Source organism: Flavobacterium sp. PL12, from assembly GCF_039123485.1.
GTDB classification, from domain to species: Bacteria; Bacteroidota; Bacteroidia; order Flavobacteriales; family Flavobacteriaceae; genus Flavobacterium; species Flavobacterium weaverense.
This window is the reverse complement of sequence record NZ_JBANDI010000015.1, coordinates 1-24,462: the sequence shown is the minus strand read 5'-3', so window position 1 is coordinate 24,462 and position 24,462 is coordinate 1. Positions and strand designations below refer to the sequence as shown.

15 protein-coding genes are annotated in these 24,462 nt (G+C 33.4%); 3 read left to right on the top strand and 12 right to left on the bottom strand.

Annotated elements, in window-relative coordinates:
• Positions 1-98: 98 nt before the first annotated feature.
• The 4 genes from hppD to uvrC all read right to left on the bottom strand — a co-directional run bounded on the left by hppD (position 99) and on the right by uvrC (position 7,041).
• Positions 99-1,259, bottom strand: a complete 1,161-nt coding sequence (gene hppD / locus RCH19_RS08520; RefSeq protein WP_343022863.1) for a 4-hydroxyphenylpyruvate dioxygenase — start codon at positions 1,257-1,259, stop codon at positions 99-101.
• 236 nt (positions 1,260-1,495) lie between these two features.
• The gene (locus RCH19_RS08515) at positions 1,496-2,653 is read right to left on the bottom strand and encodes a homogentisate 1,2-dioxygenase (RefSeq protein WP_343022862.1); all 1,158 of its coding nucleotides are present in this window, start codon (positions 2,651-2,653) and stop codon (positions 1,496-1,498) included.
• Between the two features lie 223 nt (positions 2,654-2,876).
• Positions 2,877-5,237: a patatin-like phospholipase family protein gene (locus RCH19_RS08510; RefSeq protein WP_343022861.1), complete on the bottom strand. Its 2,361-nt coding sequence runs from the start codon at positions 5,235-5,237 to the stop codon at positions 2,877-2,879.
• Positions 5,238-5,247: 10 nt separating this feature from the next.
• Positions 5,248-7,041, bottom strand: a complete 1,794-nt coding sequence (gene uvrC, locus RCH19_RS08505) for an excinuclease ABC subunit UvrC (protein WP_121924855.1) — start codon at positions 7,039-7,041, stop codon at positions 5,248-5,250.
• Between the two features lie 131 nt (positions 7,042-7,172).
• Between uvrC and RCH19_RS08500 the strand changes: the two genes are divergently transcribed.
• Complete coding sequence (locus RCH19_RS08500) at positions 7,173-8,156, top strand: succinylglutamate desuccinylase/aspartoacylase family protein (RefSeq protein ID WP_343022904.1); 984 nt, start codon at positions 7,173-7,175, stop codon at positions 8,154-8,156.
• A gap of 10 nt (positions 8,157-8,166) precedes the next feature.
• The gene (locus tag RCH19_RS08495) at positions 8,167-8,730 is read left to right on the top strand and encodes a 5-formyltetrahydrofolate cyclo-ligase (protein ID WP_343022860.1); all 564 of its coding nucleotides are present in this window, start codon (positions 8,167-8,169) and stop codon (positions 8,728-8,730) included.
• Positions 8,731-8,803: 73 nt separating this feature from the next.
• On the opposite strand, the gene RCH19_RS08490 is transcribed toward RCH19_RS08495, so the two are convergent.
• The 4 genes from RCH19_RS08490 to ileS form a co-directional block, all read right to left on the bottom strand.
• Entirely contained in the window at positions 8,804-11,275 is a 2,472-nt protein-coding gene (locus tag RCH19_RS08490; protein WP_343022859.1) for a zinc-dependent metalloprotease, read from the bottom strand.
• 289 nt (positions 11,276-11,564) lie between these two features.
• Positions 11,565-12,167 carry a lipoprotein signal peptidase gene (locus tag RCH19_RS08485; protein ID WP_343022858.1) on the bottom strand — a complete coding sequence of 201 codons (603 nt, stop codon included), beginning with the start codon at positions 12,165-12,167 and terminating at the stop codon, positions 11,565-11,567.
• Positions 12,168-12,281: 114 nt separating this feature from the next.
• On the bottom strand, positions 12,282-12,662 hold the full coding sequence (locus tag RCH19_RS08480; protein ID WP_121924850.1) for a TraR/DksA C4-type zinc finger protein: 381 nt from the start codon (positions 12,660-12,662) through the stop codon (positions 12,282-12,284).
• Positions 12,663-12,669: 7 nt separating this feature from the next.
• Positions 12,670-16,128, bottom strand: a complete 3,459-nt coding sequence (gene ileS / locus RCH19_RS08475) for an isoleucine--tRNA ligase (RefSeq protein WP_343022857.1) — start codon at positions 16,126-16,128, stop codon at positions 12,670-12,672.
• A gap of 165 nt (positions 16,129-16,293) precedes the next feature.
• On the opposite strand from ileS, the gene RCH19_RS08470 reads away from it, so the two are divergent.
• A complete protein-coding gene (locus tag RCH19_RS08470; RefSeq protein WP_343022856.1) occupies positions 16,294-17,427 on the top strand; it encodes a WG repeat-containing protein in 1,134 nt (377 codons plus the stop codon).
• 60 nt (positions 17,428-17,487) lie between these two features.
• Here RCH19_RS08470 and RCH19_RS08465 read toward each other — a convergent pair whose 3' ends face one another.
• The 4 genes from RCH19_RS08465 to gdhA all read right to left on the bottom strand — a co-directional run bounded on the left by RCH19_RS08465 (position 17,488) and on the right by gdhA (position 24,046).
• Positions 17,488-19,350 (bottom strand): PQQ-binding-like beta-propeller repeat protein, encoded by a 1,863-nt coding sequence (locus tag RCH19_RS08465; RefSeq protein ID WP_343022903.1) that lies wholly within the window; start codon positions 19,348-19,350, stop codon positions 17,488-17,490.
• 147 nt (positions 19,351-19,497) lie between these two features.
• Positions 19,498-20,211 (bottom strand): DNA repair protein RecO, encoded by a 714-nt coding sequence (recO, locus tag RCH19_RS08460; protein WP_343022855.1) that lies wholly within the window; start codon positions 20,209-20,211, stop codon positions 19,498-19,500.
• A 64-nt stretch (positions 20,212-20,275) separates the two neighbouring features.
• Complete coding sequence (locus RCH19_RS08455) at positions 20,276-22,576, bottom strand: T9SS type A sorting domain-containing protein (RefSeq protein ID WP_343022854.1); 2,301 nt, start codon at positions 22,574-22,576, stop codon at positions 20,276-20,278.
• Between the two features lie 126 nt (positions 22,577-22,702).
• Complete coding sequence (gene gdhA / locus RCH19_RS08450) at positions 22,703-24,046, bottom strand: NADP-specific glutamate dehydrogenase (protein WP_343022853.1); 1,344 nt, start codon at positions 24,044-24,046, stop codon at positions 22,703-22,705.
• Positions 24,047-24,462: the final 416 nt, after the last annotated feature.

Below are 24,462 nucleotides of genomic sequence, written 5' to 3'. Positions count from 1 at the left end.
CAGTTATTATTAGTTAAAAATATACTTTAACATTATATGTGTAAAAAACGATACCGTTCATCGGTTAAAATTTCACATACTATAAAAATAAAGCCTTTCTACAACGTTCCGCGTAATGCTTGCTCTCGCTCTATAGACTCAAAAAGGGCTTTAAAGTTACCAGCACCAAAACCTTTAGCTCCCATACGCTGAATGATCTCAAAGAATAAAGTTGGTCTATCTTGCACCGGCTTGGTAAAGATTTGCAACAAATAACCCTCTTCATCAGCATCTACCATAATAGCCAGTCTCTCGATTTCACCTAGATCTTCTTTCATTAATTTCATGTGATCTCCTAAGCGTTCTGGAATCGCTTGATAATAGGTATGAGGTGGCGCTGACAAAAATTCGATTCCTCTAGCCTTCAATTGCGAAACAGTCTTAATGATATCGTCAGTTGCAATTGCGATATGCTGAATTCCAGGTCCACCGTAAAAATCTAAGTATTCCTCAATTTGTGATTTTTTCTTTCCTTCAGCTGGTTCGTTTATTGGAAATTTGATTCTACCATTTCCATTAGACATTACCTTACTCATTAATGCAGAATACTCCGTATTAATTTGTTTGTCATCAAACGAAAGGAAATTTACAAACCCCATCACTTCTTCGTAAAACTTAACCCACGTATTCATTTCGTTCCAACCGACATTACCAACCATGTGGTCAATGTACTTTAAACCTGTTGGTTCTGGATTATAATCTGATTTCCATTCCTTGTAACCAGGCAAGAATACTCCGTTGTAATTCTTTCTTTCTACAAAAATATGTACAGTCTCTCCATAGGTGTAAATTCCAGAACGGACCACTTCACCAAATTCATCTTTTTCAACCGTTGGTTCCATAAAAGAACGAGCGCCACGTTTCATTGTCTCTTCATAAGCACTTCTTGCATCTTCAACCCACAATGCAGCTACTTTTACTCCATCACCATGTTTTTTTAAATGGTCATTTATTGGAGAATTCTCATTTAATGGTGTAGTCAAAACGATACGAATCTTATCTTGTTTTAAAACATAAGAAGTTCTGTCTTTTACCCCAGTTTCTAGTCCAGCGTATGCTAATGATTGATATCCAAAAGCAGTTTTATAATAATGCGCAGACTGTTTTGCATTTCCTACGTAAAATTCTACGTAGTCTGTACCTAATAATGGAAGGAAATCTTGAGCTCCTTCAAATATTTTTTCTAAACCGTATTCCACTGATTTTAATTCTTTTGACATTTTTTTTTAATTTTTATATGCAGTTCTATTTTAAACGCAGATGAGGCGAATAAAACAGATTTACACGGATTTTATTAATTTTATATTGTTTTAAATTTTTAGCTCACAATGATTCAAATCTCAGATAAATTGATTTTTTGTCGTTTTTACGTTAAATGATAATGCGAAGTCTTAAAAAATATTAAGCGATAAGGAGCCTATAAGATTAAATGTGATTGCTTCGTCCCTCGCAATGACTACTCAACCCACGATTTATAATATTGACCATCGTCTAATCCCATCGCTTCTTCAGTAACCATAAGTGGACGGAAAGTATCAACCATCACTGCTAACTCATGCGTTTCTGTGTGACCAATACTGCGTTCCATCGCTCCGGGCGCTGGTCCGTGTGGAATTCCTTTAGGATGCAAAGTGATATGACCTTGCTCTATGTTATTACGTGACATAAAGTCACCATCTACATAATACAAAACCTCATCGCTATCAATATTGCTATGATTGTATGGAGCTGGAATAGATTTTGGATGATAATCGTATAATCTTGGAACGAAAGAACAAACAACAAAAGTTGCTGTTTCAAATGTTTGATGCACCGGTGGTGGTTGGTGCACACGTCCTGTTATTGGTTCGAAGTTATGAATACTAAATCCGTAAGGGAAATTATATCCATCCCAACCTACAACGTCAAAAGGATGTGAGGCATAAACTACTTCATGCATCATTCCTTCTTTCTTTATTTTAATAAGGAAATCTCCTTTTTCATCATGAGTTTCTAACTCAGAAGGCAAAATAAAATCACGCTCACAAAAAGGTGCATGTTCTAAATGCTGTCCTGACTCATTCTTGTATCTTTTAGGAGTGTAAAAAGGCGCAAAAGATTCGACATAGAAAAGTCTGTTTTCTTCAGTATCAAAATCGATTTGGTAAATCATTCCGCGTGGAATTATAAGATAGTCACCGTATACAAAAGGAATATTTCCCATCATCGTACGTAACTTACCTTTTCCTTTATGAATGAAAATCATTTCGTCAGCATCGGCATTTTTATAAAAGTAATCGCGCAATGATTTTCGTGGAGCAGCTAAACCTATTGTGCAGTCTTTATTTACCAACATAGGTTTGCGACTGTCCAAAAAGTCATCTTCGGCTTTCAATTCGAAACCTTTAAACAACAATGATTTTATATTTTTGCCAATAGCAATTTTTGGCTCTACAGAATACGATTTTAGAATTTCTTTAACCTGCGTAGGTCTGTGAACATGATAAAGCAAAGAAGAGTGACCATTAAATCCTTCTGTTCCAAATAGTTGTTCGTAATACAAACCGCCGTTTGGCTTTTCAAATTGCGTGTGACGCTTTTGAGGAAAACTCCCCAATTTATGATATAAAGGCATGATTTTTTAAATTAGAAGATTTGACAATTAGAAAATAAGTAAACGAGAAAATAACAGCATTTTGAAAACGAACTCATTCTCTACTTTATCTTATTCGTAGTATTATCTAATCGATCTACTATTCAGGATTTCTCTTGATTAGAAATTGTAGATATCCTAATAAACCAGGCCAAGTTATTTTCATAATAACAAATATCGGAATTTTAATTAATATAAATTATATTTAAAACATAAAACCAACACTAAACCAAGTAAAGCCTTTAGGCAACTCTGGTGACCAAGAATATTTTATTTCTATTGGACCAACTATAGTTTCTAAACCGTATCCTACGGCATAACCAGAATATTTTGGGATTGAAATCCAGTCCACTCCTTCAAATATTTTATCTCCGATATTAGCGAAATTGGCTGAAAAATTAATGTGGTTCTTTTTATAAAATTCGTAATCTAAAGTTCCAGTAGATTTAATATAACTATTTGCCACTATGCTCATGTAATCATAGCCATATAAATATTTAAATCCGTTAAGGGTGTTATAGCCGTAACCTCCCAAGATAAAATTAAAGAAAGGAACGCTTTTTTGTCCAAAACTAAATCCAGCATCAGTTTGAAATTTAATCGTTGCATTTTTAAATAACTTTGCTGCTACTCCAAAATCTCCTTTAGCAATAGAAAACGGTTGAAAATTTCCTGTGTAATCTGATGAAAATAAAAATGATTGAATGTCTCCATTAAAATACCATCCTTTTTTAGGGAAGTATTTATTATCGAACGAATCAAATTTCATGTACCCAAAAGCACTAACATAACTACTTCTGTCAATTATTGGGTCAACATTCGCGAGTGTTTCCGATTTGATTTTTAAATACTTGAGTTCTAATCCACCACCAACTAAAAATTTTTGTACAAATAAGGATTGAAAATACACTTGATTGGTAAGATCTGAAAAATCTACATTTAAAGTATTTATGTTCGTATTATTGACAGTATTAGGACTTATTTCTTTAGCAATATTTCGGTTAAATTGATTGTAATGCGATTTAAAACCAAAACTTAAATTGAATCCATTTTCAATATAATAATCTAGATTATATCTAAAGTTATCACCTAATACAATATCTAGCGACGCAATATCATTTTTTAAAAGTGCTTTTTTACGAGTCAAATTTATTAAGACACCACTCTTAAATAAATTATCGTAATGCAAACCAAATTTCAAATAGGTCTTTGTAGGATTCTCTTTTAAACTTAAATTTAAATCTACTCCTTCTGCATTAGGTTCAAATGCATAAGAGATCGAACTAAAGTTTTGAGTAGCATTAATATTGTTAATCCCTTTCAATAAATCGTTGTAAGTTATTTTTGTATTCGGTTTGAATCTCAATTTTCCACTGATATATTCTTTAGTATAATTTTCTAATTTATTAGTGTTAATAGAACGAATTTTTAAACTATCAGAATTTAAAATCAACTTTGGTTTTACGTATGGATTATCCTCATCAACTAATTTTTTTAATTGTTCGAAAACACCAAAAGCTGCTTCTTCACCTTTTATAATAATATCTTTCCCTTTATCAAATGAAATCACACCATATTGCGTAATATCTGGTTTAATATAAATATCAGTATTGCTAATGTTTTTTTTCATTCGTTCGATCGAATGTAGATTTGTGATTTGAACTAGAATTTTAGTCGCATCCTTTAACTGATTCCGGTCTAAAAGATCATTTTGGACATCAACACCTATAATAATATCAGCCCCCAGTTTTCTCACTTCTTCAATGGGATAGTTGTTAATAACTCCGCCATCAACAAGAATATCGCCATCTATTTCCACAGGAGAAAATAAAGATGGAAAAGCGGAACTCGCAATCATTGCTTGTGCTAAATTTCCTTTGTTTAATAGCACTTCCTTACCTGTTTCAATATTAGTTCCTATACATAAAAAAGGCGTTGGCAACTTATTGAAATCTGTCACATGCCTTACATTTCTTGTAATTCTGCTTAATAAATTATAATTGTACATTCCTTTTGATAAAGCTTCAGGAATTCCAATTTTCAGTTTGTTAAACGGTAAAACTAAAGCGTATAATTCTTCATTTCTTCTTTCGTAGAAGTTTTTAGAGGATCGCGGAATAAAATCATTGATTAATTTACTAAAGTCGGTGGCTTGAAAAATAGAATCAATTTGAGAAGCATTATAGCCAGAAGCATACAATCCTCCTATCACAGCACCCATGCTAGTCCCGCCTATGTAATCGACTTTAACACCTGCTTCTTCCAATACTTTAAGAACACCAATATGCGCAAATCCTTTTGCTCCACCACCACTGAGAACTAAACCTATTTTTGGTTTTTTTTGTTCTTGTGCAACAGTGCTTTGTGAAAGAAAAAATATAGCGATTATAGAATAGAATAATAGTTTTGAAAACGAGTCTAAGCCCCAGATAGAAGTAGAAAGCCGCGACAGTGAAAAATCTATTTTTTCTTGAAAAAAAAGAGCGCCCCTAGAAGCTCCTTTTTTTTCATTAGAATAAAAGATTTTTTGCAGAGCGCTTGAAACGGATAGCTGGAATAGGCTCATAGAGAAAGGACTAGTTATTCTTGTAAAATTCGACAATTTTTTTGGCTTTTGATACTCCTATAACGTCTGAAATATCTTTTTCTGTGGCTAATTTCAATCTTTTAACACTTTTAAAGTGTTGAATTAAAGTCAACATCGTTTTTTCACCAATTCCAGGAATGCTTTCAATTGAAGAATTTAGCGCTGCTTTACTCCTCTTATCACGGTGATGCGTAATCCCAAAACGGTGTGCTTCGTTACGCAACTGCTGAATAATTTTTAAAGTTTCGGATCTTTTATCCAAATATAAAGGAACAGAATCACCTGGATAAAATAGTTCTTCAAGTCTTTTTGCAATTCCAATTACAGTAATTTTTCCTCTCAAACCTAAATCATCAATACTTTTAAGTGCCGAAGAAAGTTGTCCTTTTCCACCATCGATAATGATTAGATTAGGCAATGGTTCGTTTTCATCTAGCAGTCTTTTATATCGTCGATAAACCACTTCGGTCATCGAGGCAAAATCGTCAGGGCCTTCGACAGTTTTTATATTAAAATGACGGTAATCTTTCTTACTCGGCTTTCCATCTTTAAATACTACACACGCCGCAACCGGATTTGTACCTTGAATATTAGAGTTGTCAAAACATTCTATGTGGCGCGGCTCTACAGGCAATCGTAAATCTTTTTGCATTTGCGCCATAATGCGTTTAGTGTGTCGATCTGGATCTACGATTTGGAGTTGCTTCAACTGCTCGATTCGGTAGAACTTAGCATTCCGAATGGATAAATCTAAAACTTGCTTTTTATCTCCTAATTGCGGAACCGTCACTTTTACATTTTCACCAACTTCAACTGCAAATGGAACTACAATTTCGCGTGATAGTAAATGAAAACGTTCACGAAGTTCAATAATAGCGAGTTCTAGTAATTCCTCATCTGGTTCATCTAATTTCTTTTTGATTTCCATAGTGTGCGAACGGATAATCGAACCATGAGAAATCTGGAGGAAATTTACATAAGCAGCGCTCTCATCAGAAACTATTGAAAATACATCTATGTTTGTAATTTTTGGGTTTACAATTGTAGAACGTGACTGGTAATTTTCAAGAATTTCTATCTTCTCTTTAATTTTTTGGGCTTCTTCAAAATGCATATCAGCGGCTAAGTTTGTCATAACGCGCTTGAAATCTTTCATGCTTTCTTTGAAATTACCTTTCAAGATTTCGCGAATAGCGTCTACTTGTTTTTGATAATTTTCTAAAGTTTCGTGTCCTTCACAAGGTCCCATGCAGTTGCCAATATGGTATTCGAGACATACCTTAAATTTTCCGCTTTCAATATTGCTTTTACTAAGATCGTAATTGCACGTTCGCAGCGGATATAATTCTTTTATTAATTCTAAAATAGTACTTACTGTTTTGAAACTCGTGTATGGACCAAAATATTCAGAACCATCTTTAACCATTCTTCTAGTGGCAAAAATTCGCGAAAAAGGTTCTTTTTTAATACACAACCATGGATAACTTTTATCATCACGCAACAAGACATTATAGCGTGGTTGCAGGGTTTTTATCAAATTGTTTTCTAATAAAAGCGCATCGGTTTCTGTAGGAACAACAATATGCTTTATAGTAACAATCTTCTTTACGAGCACATTGGTTTTAGCCGTATCATGAATTTTATTGAAATAAGAAGAAACTCTTTTTTTTAAATTTTTAGCTTTACCCACATATAAAATTTTCCCGTCCTTATCGTAATATTGATAGACGCCGGGATTGTCTGGTAAAGTTTGGATTTGGAGCGCTAAAGATGCTGGATTCATCTAACAAAGTTAATCTCAAAAATTACGATATACAAACTAAAATTTTCTTAAATAGTTATGCCAAAAGTTTTACGAGAAATTTAGTTCGTAATTGGTTATTATGGCTATTTTTATCTTTTCAAGATATAATGATGAAAATTAATACTACTCCTATTGTTCTTTTTGGCGAAACCATTATGCCTGGAGAGAACAAAACTATCAACGTTGAGATTGCCAGATTGCATACTACTACAAAATTAAACATGCCTATTATCGTTCGGCGCTCTAAATTTGACGGACCTATTGTACTTTTTTCAGCTGGAATTCATGGTGACGAAATCAATGGTGTCGAAATTGTGAGACAACTGATTCGTAAAAAGATAAATAAGCCGAAGAGAGGAACAGTAATTTGCATTCCTATAATTAATGTTTACGGTTTTATCAATAAATCCAGAGAATTTCCCGATGGAAGAGATTTAAATAGAGTATTTCCGGGCAGTAAAGCAGGTTCTTTAGCGAGTCGATTTGCTTTTCATATTTTAGCTGAAATTATGCCAATTGTTCAATATGGTGTGGATTTTCATGCTGGTGGAGCCAGTCGGTTTAATGTGGCGCAAATTAGAATAGCTCCCACTAACAGTGATTTAAAAGTTTTAGCCGATGCTTTTAACGCGCCATTTACATTATATTCTCGAAACATCGTAGGCTCCTTTAGAAATTCAAGTGAAAGAATGAACGTTAAAATGTTACTTTTTGAAGGTGGAAAATCACTTGACATTAATACGAGTATTGCTGACGAAGGTGTAAATGGCGCAAAACGTTTACTTTCTTATTTAGATATGCTAGATTCAAAACACATTGTAACCCAACAAGCATCACATACTATTTACATTGAAAAATCAGGTTGGATTCGGGCTAAATGTTCTGGATTACTGCACGATTTTGACATGATAGGCAAATTTGTAAAAAAAGGAACTGTCCTGGCTATGATAACAGATCCTTACGGAAAATTTGAAAGAAAAGTTAAAGCACCAAATGCTGGTTACATTATTAATGCAAATCATTCACCTATCGTATATGAAGGTGATGCGATTTACCATTTGTCGAATGCATTAGATTCAGAGGAAGCAGAATAAATTACTTAAAATGAAAAAAACAGAACTACGACTTAAATATAAAGAGTTAAGAAAATCACTTTCTGAAAATCAAAACGAAGAAATGAGTCTGGCTATAGCCAATAATTTAATCTCACTTCCTATTTGGCATAAAACCTATTTCCATATTTTCCTTCCAATAACAGAACATAATGAAGTAGATACCGAATTTATTTTGCATTTACTATCTGGAAAAGACAAGGAGATTATTATCTCTAGAAGTGATTTTGAGACGAGAAATATGCAGCATTTTCTATTGACTGATAATACAAAAATTGAGAAAAACGAATATAATATTCCTGAACCGGTTGATGGAATCGAAGTGCCTCCTGCTAAAATAGATGTTGTATTTGTACCGCTTTTAGCATTTGACATAAAAGGACATCGTGCAGGTTACGGAAAAGGATTTTATGATAAATTCCTTTCGGAGTGCAAACCAGAAACTATTAAAATAGGACTATCTTTTTTTGAAGCGGAGGAATTAATTGAAGACGTTTTTAAGGGCGACATACAGTTAAATTATTGTGTTACAGCTAAGAAAGTTTACGAGTTTTAAATGGTATAAAAAGAAAAAGAAACTCGATATTCCATCGAGCTCCTTTTTATATTTCTACTAAAACTAACTTTGGTTATTTTGGATCTAAAATATTCTCAATTCTCTTTATACAATCTAAGTAATGAAATTTTGTTTCTGCATTCGCTGCTCCACTTTTTGCGGTTGCAAGCGTTCCTTTCAAAACATTTAATTGCCCTCTTACTAATCCTCTAATATCAGATTGAGATACATTGTAATAATCTCTTGATGATCCTGCTTTTAATTCTTCGTCCATCAAAAAACTCATTCTTTCAATATACGCGCGCTGCAGGTTTCTTCTGTAAATAGTTACATTCGATCCTGAGCTAGCTTCTTTCCAAATACCTTTGCGCATGTCTTGAAGTAAGTCATTAGCGGTATAGTTATTTGCTCCTAAAATTTCAGCATCCATCAAGCGTCCTATTCGATCAAAGCTTAAAATAGTATTTAAATGACGAACTTGCAAACCTCTAAAACGCTCCGTATAACCTGAATAATTAATGTTTTTTAATGTAGGGATATTCACTAACCAAGTTGGTGATGCAAAAGCATTCGATTGTAACCACTGCATCGCTTCTTGCTGTTTTACTTTTGACACAACATCGTAAATACTTCCTTGTTGGTTTGGCTTTTTAGTGTTTTCATAAACTCCACCTACATTCGTCACGACATGTCCTACATATCGACCCCAAACATCCATCATTTCTTTATATAACTCCTCTAGATCTTCGTAATTATTAGTTACATCGCTTGTCCATTTTGACAAATTAGCAGCAACATATTCTAAGTTTTTAAGACCGTAAGTACTTGCTTTCACTGAATTGTTTCCAATGTCTTCCGTTTGCGAAGAAGGATCAAATGAACTACTTTGTTTCCCAAATTTATAATTCAAATCTCCTGCTTTTTCTAAAATCCATTTGTCTAATGTAGGAACTTCAGCTTCTGGAGATTTAACATTTGGAATCACACGATATCCCCAGTTTAAAGCATAGTGATCGTAAGGTCCCATTTGGCGAATAAAACGAACTCCTTTATCTCCTGGCTGAGCAATATAATTAAAACGAGCATAATCCATTAAACTTGCTGCAATTCCGTATTTCTGAGTAAACGCAGCATTTCTATAGCTTTCTACATCATAAGCACTGCTCGCTCCCATATTGTGTGGAAAACCTAGCGCATGCCCTACTTCATGAGCAATTACAAAACGCATCATCTCACCCATTTCTTCATCAGAAGTGTTTAAAGTTCTAGCGGAAGCATTAGCAGCTCCTGTTTCTAATAAATATCTATTACGATACGAACGTAAATGATTGTGATACCAGATAACATCGCTCTCAATAATCTCACCCGTTCTAGGATCAGAAACACTTGGCCCAACAGCATTACGCGTTGTGCTTGCCACATATCTAATTACAGAATACCGAATATCCTCCGGACTAAAATCTGGATCTTCTTCCTTTGTTGGTGGATCTTTAGCAATAATTGCATTTTTAAAACCTGCTGTTTCAAATGGTTTTTGCCATTCTTCAATTCCTTGTTTTATATATTTACGCAATTTTTCAGGAGTAGCTGGATCTAAATAATATACGATTGGCTTTATTGGTTCAACCAATTCTCCTCTAGCGTATGCTTCCGGATCTTTTGGCTCCAGCCTCCAACGGCGGATAAAAGTTTTACTATCTGATTTCAATTCATTGCTTCCGTAGTCAATTTGGTTCATTGTAAACCAACCAACTCTTGGATCTGCAAGTCGTGGTGTCATAGGAACTTCTGGCAACAAAATCATCGACTGATTCATTTGGATACTTATCGTCTCCGCATCTTTCATCACTGGAGGATTTGATGCGTTATAGGTAAAATCTTGAACGACTTCAATATTCATTGGAAAACTCTTCATTGCTGTAATAAAACTACGAGAGTCATCTAGTCCTTTAACTTTGTAGGATTCACGCATCGAAGCTGAAAGTCCGCTGATCGCTTTTACATCAGTGCTATAAAACTTAGTAACATCGATTACTGTATTTTCGGAATTACTGCTGAAAGCGACAATATCAAAAGCAAATAAAACAGGCTCATAATTATTGTTTTTTACCGAAAGACTAATTGGCAAACTAGAATCTGCAACAGCGCTATATGATTTCACTTTAAGCAGCACCTTATCTTGGAAACGCTGCCAAACGACTAATTGCTCATTCGTTTCAGAACCTGCGTTAACATAACCGCCACCTAAATCAGAAGGTAATTTAGAAAGCCGACTTACTAAAAGCATGTCTCTATCTAAAAGTTTATTAGGGATTTCAAAGAAGTATTTCTTATCGACTTTGTGAACAGTAAAAAGACCATCATCTGACTTGGCGTCTTTAGTAATTACTTTTCCATACTCTTTAATTGTGGTTTCTGGTTTTTTCTCAGGCAAAGCAGATGCAGCTTGCGCCATCTTTTCTTTTTCCTTTTTAGATTGTGCAAATTGACTCGTTGGGATTAACAAAAGTGAAGTTGCCGCAGTCAAAATAAAAAACTTTTTCATTTATTATTTTTTAGTGGTTATAGTTTTCCAAAAATAATTTTTACCATCCCAAAAGCGAATGTTCTTCTTTTCTTTAACTATTAATTAACAATTGTTAAATCGCGCATTTACTGCGACTTCTGAATAAATATAAAAGTAATTGCAAAAATTAGAGTTAAGACAAGGAGTTCTTTATAACTGCACTTTTAAAAATGTTATGAGAATAAATGTAAAAAAACAAGCGCTCTTGATTGTAATCAAGAGCGCTTGTTTTTGCGTACTAACTATAACTTAAAAAGCAAAAGGTAATCTACTCTTGTCCGTGAAAAGCTTTTTTATTGAAAAATATTAAAATTCCAACTCCTGTTGAAATCGCCATATCAGCTACATTGAAAATCGCATTGAAAAACGTAAATTCTCTTCCGCCCCAAATTGGTAACCAGCTTGGTAATATCCCGTGCCAAAAAGGAAAATATAGCATATCGACCACTTTACCATGAAACCAAGTTCCGTAAGGTTGATCTGAAAAAAGAGTGGCTAATTCTTGATGACTGTCATTAAAAATTACACCATAAAAAACGGAGTCAATTATGTTACCAAAAGCTCCTGCAAGAATTAGTGAAATTGCTACGATTAGATAATTTGAACTTTGCTTTCTTTCAACAGAATCCCATAACCAATACCCTATACCTCCTACAGCAACCAATCTAAATAAAGTCAGGAATAATTTTCCGTATTGTCCTGGAATTTCAGTTCCCCAAGCCATTCCCTCATTTTCTATGAACAAGATTTTAAACCATTTAAATACCTCAACCTCTTCGCCTAAAATGAAATTAGTTTTGATGTATATTTTTGAAACTTGGTCAACAAGTAATAGAATAAAAATAAGGAGATACGCTTTTCGTAATGACATTTTGTAAAATTTAATGGGCAAAAGTAGGTAAATTCTAAAAATTAAATTCCAAATCCCAATAATTTTATAAGTAAATTATGGAATTTGGAATTTAATATTAAAAATGTAAAATTCTTATCGTTGCAAGTTCTTTGCTTCGATACTCATTGTAGCGTGAGGAACAATTCTTAGTCTGTCTTTACCAATTAATTTACCGGTAACTTTACAAACTCCGTATGTTTTATTTTCTACACGGAAAAGTGCATTTTTTAAGTCACGTATAAACTTCTCTTGACGAATCGCCAGTTGAGAATTTGCTTCTTTTGACATCGTTTCGCTTCCTTCTTCAAAGGCTTTAAATGTAGGCGAAGTATCATCAGTCCCGTTATTCAAGTCATTCATGTAAGCGCTTTTGATTAAATTTAAATCAGATTGTGCTTTTTGAATCTTGTTCAGGATAATCTCTTTGAACTCTGCTAAATCTGCGTCAGAGTATCGTACTGTTTCGTCTGCCATTTTCGTATTATTTTGAAATTAATATCATTGTTTTTATTTCGTCGAATTCAATTTCTGTACCGTTTTCTATTTCGTCTACAAAAACTAAATCGCTCGTTAATGTTTCTGATTTGATGTAATCTTCATTTTTCAGAATCGCTGTTTCCAAAATCCCATCTCTTTTCAATTGGACTTTAATTTTATCAGTAACTTCAAATCCAGAATCTTTACGGATATTCTGAATTCTATTTACTAATTCCCTAGCAATTCCTTCTTGCTTCAACTCTTCAGAAATTGTAATGTCAAGTGCAACCGTTATTCCATTTGAGTTAGCGACTAACCAACCCTCAATATCTTGCGATGTAATCTCTACATCTTCTAGGGTTAAAAATACATTATTTCCCCCAATAATTACCTCTAAAGTACCTTTCTTATCTAACTCACTTATCTGTTCTTTTGTAAATCCTTGTATCTCCTTAGAAACCAGACCCATATCCTTACCAAAGCGCGGTCCTAGTGCTTTAAAATTAGGTTTAATCTGTTTAACAAGTATTCCTGAAGCATCATCTAAGAGCACAATTTCCTTAACATTTACTTCCGCTTTTATCAAGTCAGATACTGCATCAATTTCAGCTCTTTGATTTTCATCAAGCACAGGAATCATTACTTTTTGTAGTGGTTGACGCACTTTAATCATTTCCTTTTTTCGCAATGATAAAACTAATGAAGAAATCGTTTGTGCTTTCTGCATTTTACTCTCTAACGATTTGTCAACAAATTGCTCATTGTATTTAGGAAATTCGGCCAAATGTACACTATCAAATTGCTCTGACTCTGTAGCTAAAGTTAAATCTCTGTAAAGTTTGTCCATGAAGAAAGGAGCGATTGGCGCCCCAAGCTTACTAATGGTTAACAAACAAGTATATAATGTTTGATACGCTGCAATTTTATCTTGTGCATATTCACCTTTCCAGAAACGACGACGACATAAACGTACGTACCAGTTACTTAAGTTTTCTTGTACAAAATCTGATATTGCACGAGCTGCTTTTGTAGGTTCGTAATCTGAATAGAAACCATCTACGTCTTTTATCAAAGTATTTAATTCTGAAATAATCCATTGATCAATTTCAGGTCTTTCGTTCATCGGAATTTCAGCTTCTGCATATTTGAAACCATCAATATTAGCATACAAACTAAAGAATGAATACGTATTATATAATGTTCCAAAGAACTTTCTACGAACCTCAGCAATTCCTTCTAGGTCAAACTTTAAATTATCCCAAGGATTCGCATTTGAAATCATGTACCAACGCGTTGCATCGGGACCGTATTCTTTTAAAGTTTCGAAAGGATCAGCCGCATTCCCTAGACGTTTAGACATTTTCTGTCCGTTTTTGTCTAAAACTAAACCATTAGAAACTACATTTTTATAAGCTACTTTATCAAAAACTAAAGTCCCAATAGCATGCAAGGTATAAAACCAACCACGTGTTTGATCGACTCCTTCAGCAATAAAATCAGCTGGGAAATCTTTGTTTTGATCGATTTTATCTTTATTTTCAAAAGGATAATGCCATTGTGCATAAGGCATTGAACCTGAATCAAACCAAACATCTATCAAATCAGCTTCACGCTTCATTGGCTTACCAGAAGCAGAAACTAACGTAATTTCATCTACTACATTTTTATGTAAATCGATTAAATCATAATTGGACTCAGCCATATTTCCAATTTCGAAACCTTTAAAAGGATTTTCTTTTTGGAAACCTGCAGCGATAGATTTCTCTATTTCATTATATAATTCTTCAACTGAACCAATTAGGATTTCTTCTGTTCCTTCCTCGGTTCTCCAAATTGGTAATGGAATTCCCCAATATCTTGAACGAGATAAATTCCAGTCATTAGCATTTTTCAACCAGTTCCCAAAACGGCCTTCACCAGTTGCTTTTGGCTTCCAGTTTATAGTCTCGTTTAAATCGAACATACGATCTCTAACTTCTGTAATTTTTATAAACCAAGAATCTAAAGGATAGTATAATATAGGTTTGTCGGTTCTCCAGCAATGTGGATAACTGTGGACATATTTCTCCACTTTAAACGCTCTATTTTCTTCTTTTAATCGAATAGCTAGCTCAACATCTATAGAACGTTCTGGAGCTTCGCCGTCGTTATAGTATTCATTTTTGACATATTTACCAGCATATTCACCTACATGTGAAGTAAATTTTCCTTGTAAATCGACTAAAGGAACTGGAGTTCCATTTTCATCTAAAACTAACATCGGTGGAATTTCAGGAGAAGCTTCTTTAGCTACTTTTGCATCATCCGCACCAAATGTTGGCGCCGTGTGTACAATTCCTGTTCCATCTTCAGTGGTTACAAAATCACCTGCAATAACTCTAAATGCGTTATCAGCATTTTGGTATGGTAAAACAAATTTCAATAATTGCTCGTAACGGATGTCAACTAAATCAGCACCTTTACATTCTGCAAGAACTTGGTATGGAATTTTTTTATCACCTTCTTTGAAGTTTTCAAAATCAGCAAGTTCAGAACTTTCAAAAAATCCTTTACCAAATTGTTTTCCAACTAAGTTTTTAGCTAAAATTACTGTCGAAGAACGAAACGTGTATTGATTGAATGTTTTTACTAAGGCATAATCTATTTTTGGACCTACAGTTAAAGCAGTGTTTGAAGGCAACGTCCATGGAGTTGTTGTCCAAGCTAAAATAAAAATTTCATCTAAATCTAGCGCTTCTAACTTATAATGCTTTAAATTTTTTGAAGTGATGTAATCGTAAAACTTAGAGAACAGTAATTCTTTGTGCGCATCAATTACTTTGAATTGAGCTACAACAGTAGTATCAGTTACATCTCTATAACTCCCTGGTTGATTTACTTCATGCGACGATAATCCTGTTCCCGCTTTTGGAGAATAGGGTTGAATCGTGTAACCTTTATACATTAAATCCTTATTGTAGATTTGCTTTAAAATCCACCAAACGGTTTCCATGTATTTAGATTTATAAGTCACATATGGATCTTCCATATCAACCCAATAACCCATTTTTTCAGTCAAGTCATTCCATACATCCGTATAACGCATTACGGTTTTTTTACACGCTTCGTTATATTCTTCAATAGAAATGGTTTTCCCAATATCTTCTTTAGTAATTCCTAATTCCTTCTCTGTTCCTAATTCTACTGGCAAACCATGTGTGTCCCAACCTGCTTTACGCTTTACTTGGAAACCTTTTTGAGTTTTATATCTGCAAAAAATATCTTTAATAGCACGTGCCATCACGTGGTGAATTCCAGGCAATCCGTTTGCAGAAGGTGGACCCTCAAAAAATACGAACGGTTCGTTCCCTTCACGTGTCGTTACACTTTTCTCGAATATGTTTTCTTTCTTCCAAAAATCTAGTACTTCTGACGCTACTGTAGGTAAGTCAAGTCCTTTGTATTCAGTAAATTTTGTGCTCATTTTATCCTTTTCTTTAATCGAAGTGCGAAAGTAATAAAATAATGTCGAAAGTCGAAAGAGATTGCAGTTTTTGGAAAGGAGTTAGTAGATTAAAATTCATAAATTTTAAATGGCGTTACACTATATTTAATTTTTTTTATTTTCAGTTTATTAAAAAACACTCTTTTGCAAAAAAATTATAAAATTCTCACTCTTATTTTGGCAATCTTGATGCTACACTCTTGCGGAACCTATCGTATAAATAAAACCGCAGCGTTTACTAAATTAACTGATTTACAAACGTTAAGTGGAACCTATATCGGAAAATCTGAGGCGAGTTCAAAAAATAAAAACGTTAGTTATCTTTTAAAAAATTTCAATATTGATAGTGAGAAAGCTGATTTTGTTAATCTAATTTTCGAAGAGCCAAATATTGTGAAACTTAATTATTTAGTAGATTCAAAAGAAGGAACAGTACAGCGAGAAATAGTATTGAAAGGTGAGCGTAAAGAGCAGTTTTTAGAAATTTATTTTTCAAAACAACAGTCATTTGTTCCGTTGCTTTACAGCAAAGTAAATATAAAGCGGATACGTATTGGTCAAGATAAAGATGGCGACTTACTAATAATGGATTTCTACGATTATAGTGGAAATTTTCTGTTTTTTGGTGCCGGAAGTGATTTTGAGAAAGCATGTCATTACACTAAATTCGATAAACAAATTGGATTGTTTCCAGACTTCAAGAATGGTAAGTGGGGATTTATAAATGGCGATAAACAGGAAATAATCAGTGCAAAGTATGACTTTGCTTATGCCTTTGCTAACAATGCAGCTAAAGTAAAACTCAATCATAAATGGAGACTTATTGATTCTGATGGAAGAGAAATAACTCCAATCGTTTATGAAGTTCTCACTTCTGATTATGTTTTCCAAAAACAACCTGTTTATCTTGTAGAAAAAAATAATAAAAAGGGAATTTTAGATGTTCAAGGCAATGAAATAATACCAACAGTTTACGATTCTATTGATAGACTTTATAGTCCAGAATTTCGATTAAAACTTGGAGATAAATTTGGTCTTGCGACGAAAGAAAAAATAATTATTCCTGCTATTTATGACGAAGTAGAATATTTCGGGAATAGTCCTTATGTCGTAGTTAAGAAAAATGGAAATATTTATTTGGTAGACAAAGAAGGTTTTGAATATAAAACAGAAGTTACTCCATTAAAAGATGTTTTGTTCAAAAGTCAAACCCACTATTATAAACCTATTTTAACTTCGAAAAGGAAAATAAATTTGGACGAACAGTTTTCTAAATAAACTTAAAATAAAAAAAAGCCATTAAAATTAAATCTTGATGGCTTTGCTGGTTTTGGTTAATTACTTCTTATTGAAAATCTGAATAGAATTATCTAAGACATAAAATATATTTTCTGTCACAGGATCTATTTCATAAATTGGTTTATTATTTTTAAAGATAATTTTATCTAGTTCAACACCATCTGATTTTCTAACTTTTACTAAGACTTTCTCTCCTGTTTCTGCTTTTGCAAAAATATATGAGTAATCTCTATTTTGCTTCATCGTGTTAAAACGAGAATTAAACTTAGCTGCTACAATTCCCATTGCTGCTGATGCTACCGCTTGATTTTTAGATTTTTTCAATAATTTTTGATCAGCATCTTTACGAATGTTTCCAACAATATGACCTCTTTCATCTCTAACAACTAAATCAATTTCTTGTCCTGCAAATCCATTTACCGCTGATGCAGCTCCCATTGCAAAACTTCCGGCGATTGAAGCTCCTTTTAATAATCTTCGTCCCGTTTCTCCTGGCTGCTTATATACGTTGTGGTATTTAATAGTTCCGTCAAGCGCTACACCCATTACTTCTACTGGTCCTGATAATGCAACTCCCCAAGGATAATTTTCAATACTATTTAAATCTTTCTCATTTTTTACATTCACTTTTGCAAACGGCTCTGGCTTATCACTTATACTTGGATCAAATTTATAAAGTTTCTCGTCATTATAAACTAAGTAAGAATTTGTAGGCTCGTCATAAGTAGGCAATACTGGTCTTTTTTCGTTAAACTTAATATTACGTTTCCATAGTTTAACGCCTGTTTTATAATCTACCATGTTACCATAAGTTCCTGTAAGATACATCACTTTTTCACCTACTCTTCCTAGATTATAAATAGGATCTTCTTTGTCATCAGCAATTTCTATAAATTTTTTCCAAATCTTTTGCCCGTCCTTATCGATAAGCATCATTTCATTTTCTGCAACATATAAAAAATCTTGCTCAATAGAAATTACTTTTTTCAATCCGTCTCCTCTCGCATCTTTTTTCCAAATTTTTTCTCCTGAGTTTAAATTAAAAAAATTAAAACCACCGTAATGTGCAATCAACAACTTTGTTCCCCAGTCTTCTAAGTAAATTACCTTTTTAGTTTTAATAGATTCTTTCCAAATACTTTTACCAGTTTCTGTGCTCAAGACATTTAAGTATTCCTTAGTAGATAATAACCCTTTACTATTTACAACAACGATATTTTTATCATTTTGTGTTAGAAAGAATTTTGAATAATCTTCGTCAGCTTTCCAATTTAACTTTCCAGATTCTCTCTCAAAAGAGTACAATTTACCGTAAAGTAAATAGTAAACAACAGATCCGTTTACACGAGCAACATTTGTATTCGCTGATTCTTTTAGAGAAAAACTGAACAATGATTTGGCTTTATCAACGACTGTATTCCACTTCAAATTACCCGTTTTCATGTCAATTAATGCAATTGCCATATCACCACCACTTTTTAGAGTAAGCAAATACTCATCTGTTTCAGGAAGAAAATCAGATTGTGTAACCCAGAAAGATTCTTTAGAGGAATTATAAACTACTTTCCCAGTGTCTGTGTTTATAATTATAAATTTTGAATTGATGTACGCTTCAACATAAGGACTTCCTGCAATGCTTGTCAAATCGCTTTTGTCTTTGAATATTTTACCAAAATCTGGATCTGTCAAAATATCTGCAGCTGAAGTTTTACCAAAATCGTCACTAGTTAACGTCCATACTATTTTCTTAGTATCTGGGTTAATTCCTTTGATTGTGTTTCCTTCTTTGAAAACAACAATTCCAGTAATTTCGTTTTGAACTAAATCTTGAACATTAGATTCTGTAGTAATTTTTTCATCGTAATTCCGCTGCGAATATCCGGAAAAACTTAGTAATAAAATGGCAATAATTGATAGTGTGATTTTTTTTATGTGTACTCTTTAAATTATTTATAATTAAGTCTTATTATCGCTTTATACTTAAGAAAACAAATTTGAAAAGTGTTATTTTTAAGAAATCCCAAATATATATAAAAAATTTAAAATTTATTAAGAAAAAATTTCCTTCAAAATATCGAGTGATTTAGGCTTTTTAAAACCGTCTAAATGGAAACTATAGTAATCAATTAATACTTTTAAAACGATTTGTCTTTCGATAACATGGAAGGTTTTTTTATCACTGTCAAATTTTAAATCAATCAGTTTTTTAAATAAATTGGTTTCATGTTCAGTCAATGAACTAATTGCATGAAAAGGTGTAAAAACACCTTCTGTCATTTCGAAAAAAGGCATATTAACGTCAGAAGTATCAGGATAAAAACCCAAATATTTTGTAGTTTCCAACATCAGTATCAAATGGAAGTTGGCAATATCGTCGTGATTATCTAGCCATTCTAAGGCCGCTTCTAAAAATTCAAATAACGGTTGGTTTTTCTCTTCTTCATGAATCGAATGATGCAAGATTTCAGAAATAAACATCACAATCGTACTTTTATAAATATCTGAATGTATGGAGTGAAAAGGGGTACTAATTTTTATCTCTTTAAAATTCTCTAAAGTTCCTTTATTTTTATGAACCGCCTCAATCTCGAGAATTGTCAACGGCTGGAAATAAGCAATTTTTTGATTGGACTTTCTAGAGGAAAAAGCATCGCGAACAAAATAAGACTTTAACCCATGGGATAATGTGAAGCACTTTACAATTAGGCTTTTTTCTTGAAATTTTAATGACGAAATAACGATTGCTTTGGTTTTGACTTGCACTTATTCTTTATTAAATATTCGTTATTTTTTAGCTAGGGCTGCACTGAAAATCTACTTTGAGAAATTATCGAATGATCATCACCTTTTTAACCTTAGTCTCTACTCCATCTTGAGCAGAAATAAAAATCATATAAACTCCTGAAGCCACTTTATATTTTCCAAAAGCAGTTGTATCCCATTCTATCGTACCACCTTGAGCAGTAGTTTCATAAACTAAATTTCCAGCAACATCTGTAATTTTTACATTTGCTTTGTCTAATAATCCTGCAATTTTTACTGTTCCTTGGTATCCTGGACGAACAGGGTTAGGATAAACAAATGCATTATTAAGATCCTCACTTGCTGCCGTAGATGTTCCTTTAAAAGAAATTAATCCTTTGGCAGTTGCGATGAAAACTTCGCCTGTCACACTATTTATCGTAATATCATTTATCGTATTGCTTGGCAATGGAGAATTATTTATTGTAAAATGATATTTCGTTTCTTGACCATTTGGAGAAACGAAAAACAAACCAGAATCTGCGGTACCAATCCATTTATTGTTGGCTCCATCGACTTCAATATCAGTTATAAATTGTTCGTACAGCAATTCTTGCGCTAAATTATCATCCAAGATAATTATAGGGTTAGCGCTAATCTGTCCCTCAGTTTGGTAATTCCCGACGTTAGACAATACACGCAATCCTTTGTTAGTACCTATCCATAGTTGGCTTTTATTGTCTACAGCAATTGAGCGAACATCAGGCGATGGCAAATTACCTTTTTGGCTTCCTTCTGTAATCAATTTTAGAACGCCGCCCTTCTCATTGTAACCCACTACACCTCTCCTCGAAGCTGCCCACTTCGTATTATTTTTATCAATCACTAATCCTCCGTAATTAGTGAGCTCAGGCAATATTGTTGCAAAGGAAACACTTTGCCATTGCCCATTTGTCTTAAGAACTTTTAGCGCTTTTTCCACTAAATTATTAGTCAGCCATAAATTGCCCTCTTTATCGAAAACAGGATTATTGATACGAATATCATTAGGAGCCACGGCGACTTCAATACTTTGCAAACCATTTGGTGCCGTATTTTGTGGAGTAAATAGCTTTGTTGGTTTATCATTTTCTATTTTCAAAAGCCCCGAAAAAAAAGAAGAAATATAAACCTCATCATTATTATTAGGATTGATTGCGATGTTAGACAAAGCTCGAGCTCCTAAAACTTCTGAAGTAGGAATGTTTAGCCAAGTTGTATAATCAAATTTAGAAATTCCGTACAAACTAGGGAATCCTTGAGGTGATTGATACGGATTGTAATTTCCAGGATAAGAACCGTAAACTGCCCAAAGTGATTTAGGAGATGCTTGTAGTGAAAATATGTTGTTGCGAGAAGGACCAATAGGAGTAATATCCTCAAAATTAATCGTATTTGAAAGTGGTGACGTAATCATGCCGTTTTCTTTTGTTCCAATAAAGACAGTTTGAGCGATTATCGTAGCACAGCTAAAATTAGGTTTACTTTCTATTATTTCATTACTATTAATCTGACGTACGACATTCATTTGGTCATCAAATACATATACAGTATTTAGAGCCGTTACGGTAAAGTAACCCGCTGCTACACTACTGTATAAAAATGGTGGAGTAATTTGCTCTATTGATGCAAAACTATTCGAACCTGAATTAAATTTATTAATATTTCCGGCCGTATTTATTGTGTATAATTCTGTGCCAAAGGTATTCACACTCAGCCAGTTCCCCGAAGCAACTATTGACCACTGATTAAAATCAATTAGATTTTGATTAGCAATGGTTGCTTTTCTAATTCCATTACTAGTTGCAGCATAAATAAATCCATTATGAACTGCAGTTTGGTTCACTTTTAATTCAGCACCATTATCACCTATGAAGTAGGTATCACCAAATTGCATCGTTGCCAAATTAAACTGAACAATACCAAAGTCGCAGGAAACATAGGCAAAACCTTCATGTTCAAAAAAATGATTTACTTTTTTTATTTCTGATGGAAGCTGTTTACTAATTATATCAACGACTTTTAGCATACTACCATCCGCTTCATTAATCACTATTATGAGACCGTTTTCATAACCTATAATAGTTTTATTAAATTTTACACTGTGGTAAATTGAAGAAATAGTTTGTCCTGAAAGTCCATCAACAGTATTAGTAGTTTTGATAATGTTGTTACTGCTGTTTTTAGAAAATAAAGCATTTTCTGAAGCTGCAAATACAGTATTGGCAGATCCTGAAACGCCTTTAATTTCACTGTAAGAGAAGTAACCTTGCCACTGCAATTTATTTTGTGCAAATCCTATTTGGATAAAAAGCAGAAAGAAAAAATACAGACTATTATTTTTCATTATTTGCGTGAATATTGGATTACAAATATAGAACAAACGAAAGTCTTAGCATTTTGTTACTCAAAAAAAATGCCTTCACTTACTATTACATTAAGGGAAGGCATTTAGAAGTGAAAAAAGATAAATTTACACCACTCCTTGGGCAAGCATTGCGTCGGCAACTTTTACAAATCCAGCAATATTTGCTCCTTTGACATAATCAACATGACCTGTCTCATCAGTACCATATTTCACGCATGAAATATGAATGTCAGCCATAATATCTTTTAATCGTTCATCCACTTTTTCGAATGACCATTTTAAACGAAGTGAATTTTGCGACATTTCAAGTCCTGATGTAGTAACTCCTCCAGCATTTGAAGCTTTTCCAGGCGCATAAAATATCTTCGCTTGTTGGAAAACAGCCATCGCTGCTGGAGTAGAAGGCATATTAGCTCCTTCTGCAACGCAAATACAACCATTTTCTACTAATGCTCTCGCATCTTCCTCGTCTAATTCATTCTGAGTTGCACAAGGCAATGCAATATCACATTTGACATTCCAAGGTCGCGCACCAATGATATATTTAGCTTTAGGATATTTAGTTACATAATCCTTGATCGTTCCTTTCAATTCATTTTTAAGCTCCATGACATATTCTAATTTCTCAGTATCAAAACCATCTTCGTCATAAACATATCCAAGAGAATCAGAAAGTGCGATTACTTTACCACCAAGTTCATTTACTTTTTCAATAGCATACTGTGCAACATTTCCTGATCCTGAAATCACAACTAATTTATCTTGAAAACTATCTCCTTTTGTAGCTAACATACTTTGCGCAAAATAAACGGTTCCGTAGCCTGTAGCTTGTGGTCTAATTAACGAACCTCCAAAGGACATTCCCTTACCAGTTAAAACACCAGTAAATTCATTTCTCATTTTTTTATACTGACCAAACATATATCCAATTTCCCGAGCTCCAACACCAATGTCACCAGCCGGAACGTCAGTATCAGGACCAATATGCCTGCATAACTCATTCATAAAGCTTTGACAAAAACGCATTACTTCAATATCTGATTTTCCTTTAGGATCAAAATTAGAACCACCTTTACCACCACCCATTGGCAGTGTGGTTAAACTATTTTTAAAGGTTTGTTCGAAAGCTAAAAATTTAAGAATACTCAAGTTTACAGAAGGATGAAAACGAATTCCTCCTTTATACGGTCCAATAGCTGAATTCATTTGAACTCTATAACCACGGTTTACCTGCGTTCTACCATTGTCATCGATCCATGGCACCCGAAATATTACAATTCGCTCTGCCTCGACCATTCGCTCTAAAAGCATTTTGTTTTGATACTTCTTATTATTTTCAATAAACGGAATTACGGCTTCGGCAACTTCAAGAACTGCTTGCATAAATTCAGGCTCATTCGGGTTGTTTTTAGCAACTTCTTCGATAAAAGCAGATATACTTTGTGACATGATAAAATAGGATTAAAAACGTTCGAAAAAAATGATTTCTTGGTTTTACAAAGATAAGTCACAATCAAAATATTGAAGTTTTTTTTTTGTAATGGCCTAATTATTCGCCATTCGGTAATTAACGACTGCCAAAAATAATTTATAGCAAATATGAAATAAGGAATTTTATCGAATTCGTAAAATCAATAAAAATTAGGGTAAGAAATTACATATGAATATAAGACCAATTTAAAGTTAGTAAGCTAAAAAACGCTAGCTAAACCTTGAAAACACCTCTACTACTTTAAAATGTATTTAGTGGATACTCAAAAATAATAAATAATGTCTAGTCCTAAAAAAACGATACAGGATTAATAAAATAAATATACAAATTATTAAACAGTAGTGAGCAAAAGTTTACTACTGTTTTTTGTTTT

Coding starts and splice junctions, on each gene's coding strand:
- hppD (WP_343022863.1), bottom strand. CDS start 1,259: ATGTCAAAAGAATTAAAATCAGTGGAATACGGTTTAGAAAAAATATTT.
- RCH19_RS08515 (WP_343022862.1), bottom strand. CDS start 2,653: ATGCCTTTATATCATAAATTGGGGAGTTTTCCTCAAAAGCGTCACACG.
- RCH19_RS08510 (WP_343022861.1), bottom strand. CDS start 5,237: ATGAGCCTATTCCAGCTATCCGTTTCAAGCGCTCTGCAAAAAATCTTT.
- uvrC (WP_121924855.1), bottom strand. CDS start 7,041: ATGAATCCAGCATCTTTAGCGCTCCAAATCCAAACTTTACCAGACAAT.
- RCH19_RS08500 (WP_343022904.1), top strand. CDS start 7,173: ATGAAAATTAATACTACTCCTATTGTTCTTTTTGGCGAAACCATTATG.
- RCH19_RS08495 (WP_343022860.1), top strand. CDS start 8,167: ATGAAAAAAACAGAACTACGACTTAAATATAAAGAGTTAAGAAAATCA.
- RCH19_RS08490 (WP_343022859.1), bottom strand. CDS start 11,275: ATGAAAAAGTTTTTTATTTTGACTGCGGCAACTTCACTTTTGTTAATC.
- RCH19_RS08485 (WP_343022858.1), bottom strand. CDS start 12,167: ATGTCATTACGAAAAGCGTATCTCCTTATTTTTATTCTATTACTTGTT.
- RCH19_RS08480 (WP_121924850.1), bottom strand. CDS start 12,662: ATGGCAGACGAAACAGTACGATACTCTGACGCAGATTTAGCAGAGTTC.
- ileS (WP_343022857.1), bottom strand. CDS start 16,128: ATGAGCACAAAATTTACTGAATACAAAGGACTTGACTTACCTACAGTA.
- RCH19_RS08455 (WP_343022854.1), bottom strand. CDS start 22,576: ATGAAAAATAATAGTCTGTATTTTTTCTTTCTGCTTTTTATCCAAATA.
- gdhA (WP_343022853.1), bottom strand. CDS start 24,046: ATGTCACAAAGTATATCTGCTTTTATCGAAGAAGTTGCTAAAAACAAC.